Below are 872 nucleotides of genomic sequence, written 5' to 3' on the forward strand. Positions count from 1 at the left end.
AGTATTCCTTCGGCTAAGGCTGCATCGCGTGAAGAGTATGTTATTGATGTGCAGATCCTCACGAAGAATGACTCACTCACCGTTCATGCAGGTAAGCGTCACTTCACGTTGAAAGGGGCTGATTTGGAGCATTACTCAGGTGAACGTGGACGCCGAGGCAATCGTTTGCCGCGCGGTTTGCAGAATGTGACGCAGCTTCAGGTGACTGAGGCACAATAGTTCGTAGCCCGTATTAGACTAAGTTATAATACGGGATTTTATGAGCCATGGACTCATCCTACAGGTCATTGCAAAATTCCTTTGAGGTACATGAGCCGATCTACCACCTCAAAATTCACTACCAAATTATAAATAGTGATGATAAAGTCTTGTATATGCTACATATTAGCATACCACATACCCCCCACGGTACTCGGTCTTGACCTAAAAAAACTGACTGCAGTTAGGATGTCGTATCACGTGGAGTAAAGGAATAACAGTTGCAATAGGGAAATACTAGCTTCATGTTGAAGATTTTTATTGTTGTAGTTTGCTTGTTACTTTGTTCTTGTATGGTCGGTCCTAATTATAAAGAGCCGAATAAACAAGTTGCGGAGCATTGGGCAAAAAAAGATGCTTCTGTTAAAGAGAAGCCATTTAAAGGCACTAAATGGTGGCAGGAATTCCACGATCCGGTGCTAAGCGCAGTTATTAATCAAGGCTACCACAGCAATCTATCTGTACAAGCAGCGGGTGTGAAGGTATTGCAAACCAGAGCGCAATTGGCGCAGAGTGTGGGGCAATTATATCCGCAAAAGCAAGCAATGTTGGGAAATTATACCTACAACCGCATTGGTGGCACCTCCTTGCAACAAATTTTACCGCAATCCTTT

Annotated in this window: 1 protein-coding gene and 1 pseudogene; both read left to right on the top strand. The window is 43.6% G+C overall.

Annotated features, from left to right (window positions below):
• Positions 1-219: hypothetical protein (locus ACQY7T_RS13030; protein ID WP_428413955.1), on the top strand; the 219-nt coding region annotated here is incomplete at its 5' end.
• Between the two features lie 284 nt (positions 220-503).
• Positions 504-872: pseudogene (locus ACQY7T_RS13035) on the top strand (efflux transporter outer membrane subunit); the annotation flags it as partial.

The sequence above is a fragment of the Legionella sp. genome, from assembly GCF_965140895.1.
Classification (GTDB): domain Bacteria; phylum Pseudomonadota; class Gammaproteobacteria; order Legionellales; family Legionellaceae; genus Legionella.